Annotated in this window: 5 protein-coding genes; 4 read left to right on the top strand and 1 reads right to left on the bottom strand. The window is 74.9% G+C overall.

The annotated features are described in order from the left end of the window. Positions 1–244: 244 nt before the first annotated feature. A complete protein-coding gene (locus tag GTW40_RS31380; RefSeq protein ID WP_161183523.1) occupies positions 245–2023 on the top strand; it encodes a phosphatidylglycerol lysyltransferase domain-containing protein in 1779 nt (592 codons plus the stop codon). Between the two features lie 10 nt (positions 2024–2033). Then, complete coding sequence (locus GTW40_RS31375) at positions 2034–2792, top strand: hypothetical protein (protein WP_161183522.1); 759 nt, start codon at positions 2034–2036, stop codon at positions 2790–2792. On the opposite strand, the gene GTW40_RS31370 is transcribed toward GTW40_RS31375, so the two are convergent. Further along, positions 2690–3454: a hypothetical protein gene (locus tag GTW40_RS31370; RefSeq protein ID WP_161183521.1), complete on the bottom strand. Its 765-nt coding sequence runs from the start codon at positions 3452–3454 to the stop codon at positions 2690–2692. The two genes, GTW40_RS31375 and GTW40_RS31370, sit on opposite strands and share 103 nt — an antisense overlap. A gap of 89 nt (positions 3455–3543) precedes the next feature. On the opposite strand from GTW40_RS31370, the gene GTW40_RS31365 reads away from it, so the two are divergent. Together GTW40_RS31365 and GTW40_RS31360 are read left to right on the top strand one after the other, a co-directional pair. After that, positions 3544–4362 carry an adenosylcobinamide-GDP ribazoletransferase gene (locus tag GTW40_RS31365; RefSeq protein WP_161183520.1) on the top strand — a complete coding sequence of 273 codons (819 nt, stop codon included), beginning with the start codon at positions 3544–3546 and terminating at the stop codon, positions 4360–4362. Positions 4363–4639: 277 nt separating this feature from the next. Continuing rightward, on the top strand, positions 4640–4972 hold a 333-nt coding region (locus GTW40_RS31360; RefSeq protein WP_343245832.1), incomplete at its 3' end, for a M17 family peptidase N-terminal domain-containing protein.

The following is a 4972-nucleotide window of genomic DNA, read 5'->3' as shown; positions in this document are numbered from 1 at the left end:
CGGCCGAGCTGCCGGAGGTGAAGGCGGAGGAGAGCGGGACCGAGGAGAGCGGGGCCGAGGAGAACGAGGCCGGAGAGGCCGGGGCCGAGGAGGCCACGCGGCCTGAGGAGTGACCCCCCGGGCCGTCGGGGAGACCGGGGCCGGGGAGGTCGCGCGGCCCGAGGAGTGAACCCCTCGGGCCATCCGCGGAGCCCCCCGCCGATGAGCGCGTTTCGCGGCTTTGGCGCCCATATGATCACCCGTCATGGGAGACGCCCGAATCGCCGTGGACCCGCAGGCCGAGCCCGGGCGGCGGTCCGGCGGCCGGTCCCGCCGGGCCGCCGCGTGCGCGGTCTGGTACCTGCGGGCCGTCGCCTTCGTCAACTTCCTCAGCGCGGTATGGGTGTCGCTGGGCCAGGACGTGCGCCGCCACAACCAGGAGAACCTGTTCACGCCGTACCTGCTGACGGCGGGCTTCGCCTCCGGGGTGTTCACCGCGTTCCTCGCGATCACCATGCGGCGGCGCAAGCGGGCGGCCTGGATCCTCAACCTGGTGCTCAGCGGGGTGTTCCTCGCGCTGTTCGCCTTCGCCATGGTGTTCCCGGAGATCCACCGCTCCGCGCAGAACTGGGTCTCGCTGGTCCTCACGGCCGCCTTCGTCGCCGCGCTGCTCGTCGGCCGCCGGGCGTTCTACGCCAAGGGCGACCGGGCCAACCCCCGGCTCGCCGCGACCGTCGCCGGCGGGGGCGGACTCGCCGCCTCACTGCTCGCCGGGCTCCTGGTGACGGTCACCAACCAGGCGCCGGACGCGGCGAGTTCGACCTTCCTGGAGCGCTGGCAGTACGGCACCCTGCGGCTGATCTCGGTCGCCGCCGAGGAGTCCAGCTTCCCCGGCATCGACCCGCCCAACTGGGCGAACGTGAGCATCAACGTGCTCAGCACCGCCCTGCTGCTCGCCGTCCTCTACGCCGCGTTCCGCTCCCGGCGCGCGGTCGACCCGCTCACCGAGGACGACGAGAAGCGGCTGCGCGAACTCCTCGACCGGCACGGCGAGCGCGACTCCCTCGGCTACTTCGCGCTGCGCCGGGAGAAGAGCGTGGTGTGGTCCCCGACCGGCAAGGCGGCCGTCGCCTACCGCGTCGTGGGCGGGGTCAGTCTCGCCTCCGGCGATCCGCTGGGCGACCCGGAGGCGTGGCCCGGCGCCATCGCGCCCTGGCTGGCCGAGGCGCGGGCGCACGGCTGGATCCCGGCGGTGATGGGCGCGAGCGAGGAGGCCGGGACCGTCTACGCCCGGCACGGCCTGGACGCGCTGGAACTCGGCGACGAGGCCATCGTGGAGGTCGCCGACTTCACCCTGGAGGGCCGCGCGATGCGCACGGTCCGCCAGGCGTACAACCGGGTGCGGCGGGCCGGGTACCGGGTGCGGGTGCGGCGCCACGAGGACATCCCGGCCGACGAGATGGCGTACCTCGTGAAGCGGGCCGACGACTGGCGCGACGGCGCCACCGAGCGCGGCTTCAGCATGGCGCTGGGGCGGCTCGCCGACCCCGAGGACGGCCGGTGCGTGATGCTGGAGTGCGTGGACGCCGAGGGGCGGCTGCGGGCGCTGCTGTCCTTCGTGCCGTGGGGTCCGGGCGGCCTCTCGCTGGACCTGATGCGTCGTGACCGTGACTCCGACAACGGCCTGATGGAGTTCATGGTCATCGACCTGCTGCGCGGCGCGCGGGAGATCGGCGTCACCCAGGTCTCCCTCAACTTCGCCATGTTCCGCTCGGTGTTCGAGCGGGGCTCGCGGCTCGGCGCGGGTCCGGTGCTGCGGCTGTGGCGGTCGCTGCTGAGCTTCTTCTCGCGCTGGTGGCAGATCGAGTCGCTGTACCGGGCGAACGCCAAGTACCGCCCGATCTGGGAGCCCCGCTTCCTGCTCTTCGAGAAGAGCGCGGACCTGCCCCGTATCGCGCTGGCCTCGGCCCGCGCCGAGGGCTTCCTGGAGGCGCCGGGGCTGCCCAAGTGGCTGCACCGCAGACACCTGGAGACCCACCGGTGAGGGCCCGCAGGTGAGCCGGGCGGTCCGGTGGGCCCGCGCCGAGTGGGGGCCGCTGTACGGCGCCCTGCGCGCGCGGGGCGGCCTGCCCGCGATCCCGATGACGCTCGCCGCGGTGTCCCTGACCGCGCTGCTCCAGTACGTCCAGAACCAGCCCTGGGGTTTCCGCGCGGTGGAGACGGCGGGCGCGGTGCGTGCCCAGGACCCTTTGTGGCAGGCCCTGCTGCGCACCCCGCTGTCCCTCTTCGTGCCCGCGCTCGACCTGCCGGTGTGGGGCGCGCTGGCGCAGATCCTGTGCGTGTTCGGGATCGCGGAGATCTGCCTCGGCCGCCCGCGGACCCTCACCGTCGCCTACACCGCCACGCTCGCCGGAACGCTCTACGCCCGCCTCGGCATCGCCCTCGGCCCGCACTCCCCCTTCGGCCTGCCCGCCTCCGACGCCCTGGTGGTGGACACCGGCCCGTCGGCGGCCGTGGTCGGCCTCGCGGTGTTCGTGGCGGCCCGCTACGGCGCCCGTACGACGGCGGTCCTGGTGCCGGTGGCGATGGTCGTGGAGGTGCTGGCGAAGGACAACCTGGCGGGCAAGGAGCATCTGGCGGCGCTGCTGGCGACGGGCGTGCTGTGCGCGGCTTCGGCGGTGCGCGGCCGGTACGGGAAACGGACCCCGGGTCAGCCGCCGCGCGGGAGCCGCGCCGGGCTCGGGTCCGGCTTGCCGCCGATCAGGTCCTGGACGGCCCGCCGGGGACCGGCCCAGCGGCGGTCGTGGCGGTAGGCGCGCAGGAGGGCACGGGCGCGGGCGCGGGGGCGGTGGACGTAGAACCGGCGGGCCCAGGGGGAGGTGGGGCGGGCCAGCCGGATCGCGCCCGCGAGGGCCAGCAGGGGCACGATGGCGCCGAAGATCGCGACGCGGGCCTTGCCCTTGCTGAGCGCGACCAGCGAGAAGAGGAAGTTGACCGCGATGGTGGCGATGACCCCGCCCCGGTCCTGGAGTTCGTCCTGCGTGAGGTCGTTGACGCCGAACGGGGAGAACCCGGCGAGGAGCAGTCCGACCAGGGCCGCGGTGAGCACGACGACCTCGACGCTCTTGCGGCCCTCGGCGGTCCAGTACACGTCGTCCAGATGCAGGATCAGCGCGAACTCGTCGAGCACCAGCCCCGCGCCGATCCCGAAGACGACGGCCGCGAGCCCGGCCCCGAAGCCGTGCCGGTCGCTGGCGACGGCGCCGAACCCGCCGACGAGGGTGAGGACGACCCCGGGCACCACGTGATGGATGTGCAGCCCGCCCGCGCTGACGTTGCCGAACGGCCCCTTCCCGGCGCGGATCAGCCGGGTGACGATCCGGGTGACGAGGAAGGTGAGCACGAACGCGGCGAGGGCCAGCAACAGCGGAAGCTTGCCCGGCTCCACGATGTTCCGCTCCCACCACTGCCCCATGTGCGCACTTTATCCCCGTTGTCCCGGAGCGGCGGCTCACATCCGGCGCCCGGAGCAGCGCTTCCGCGTCCGCCCGGTAGCCTGCGCCGATGCCCGAGACCCCCGCCGACACCCCCGCCCCCGCCCTCACCCCGCTCGACGGCCTCCGCTTCGCCTTCGGCACCCTCACCGTGCTCCCCGTACGGGTCCGCCGCTGGGACCGCGAGGCGGCGCGCGCGGGCATGTTTTGCGCCCCCGTGGCCGGGCTGGCCGTCGGCGTCGGCGCGGCCGCCCTCGGCCTGCTCCTCCTGCTGCTCGGCGCGGGCCCGCTGCTCGCCGCCGTCGCCTCGGTGGCCGTACCGGCGGTGCTGACGCGGGGTCTGCACCTGGACGGGCTCGCCGACACAGCCGACGGGCTCGGCAGCGGCAGGCCCGCCGAGGACGCCCTGCGGATCATGAAGCAGTCGGACATCGGGCCGTTCGGCGTGATCACCCTGCTCCTGGTGCTGCTGGCCCAGGTGGCCGTCCTCGCCCAGCTCTACGGCACCTCCTGGACCCGGGGCGCGGTGGCCGCGCTCGTCTCGGCACTGGCGGCCCGCCTCGCGCTCACCCTGGCCGCCCGCGCCGGGATACCGGCCGCCCGCCCGGAGGGGCTGGGGGCGGCGGTCGCCGGGGTGGTCCCGGTGCGGGGCGCGACGGTCGCCGTGGCGGGGTGCGCGCTGCTCGCGGCGGCCTGCGGAGCGACCCTCGGCGCGTGGGGTGCCGTACACGCCGCGACGGCCGTCCTGTTCGCCCTCGGCGCCGCCGAACTCCTGCTGCGCCACTGTGTCCGGCGCTTCGGCGGGGTCACCGGGGACGTGTTCGGCGCCCTCGCGGAGACGGCCGCGACGACGGTCCTGGTCGTGCTCGCGCTGGGCGGCGCGGCGTAACCCCCCTGTACGCACGCGGAGTTGCCCGCAGACGAAGGGACGGCCACGTTCGAGTGACCACCCGGAGGAATGAGCGAGCGGGCGCACGCGCGTAGTCTCGTGGCGGGTGCTCGCCGACGGGGTGGAGACCCCGGTTGCCGAAGTGGTCCCACGCTGGGCCTAGGGTCGGCTGTCGGGCCCGGTCGACCCACCCCCCTTGCGTGAGGCCGCCCCACCGGGCGGCCGAGGAACGCAATCGGCCACTGCAACTTCACATCGGAAGCGAGATTTCACCACCGTGACTGCTCTGACTCTCAGCACCGCCGCGGCGCCCGGCCTGAGCGCCGACGCGATCGTGATCGGTGTCGCCAAGGCCGGCGCGGGCCCCGTCGTGGCGCCCGGCGCCGAGTCCGTCGTCGAGGCGTACGACGGCGCGCTGCCCGGCGTCCTGGAGACCCTCGGTGCCTCGGGTGCCGAGGGCGAGCTGACGAAGCTGCCCGCCCCGGCCGGCTTCGCGGCCCCGCTCCTGGTGGCGGTGGGCCTGGGCGCCGAGCCCGAGGCTGAGGACGGGTACGACGCCGAGACCCTGCGCCGCGCCGCCGGTGTGGCCGCGCGCGGCCTCGCCGGGACC

The organism is Streptomyces sp. SID4985 (genome assembly GCF_009863025.1).
In the GTDB taxonomy this organism is placed as follows: Bacteria; Actinomycetota; Actinomycetes; order Streptomycetales; family Streptomycetaceae; genus Streptomyces.
Note: the sequence above shows the minus strand (reverse complement) of the source record. Positions and strands in the feature narration are given on the sequence as shown.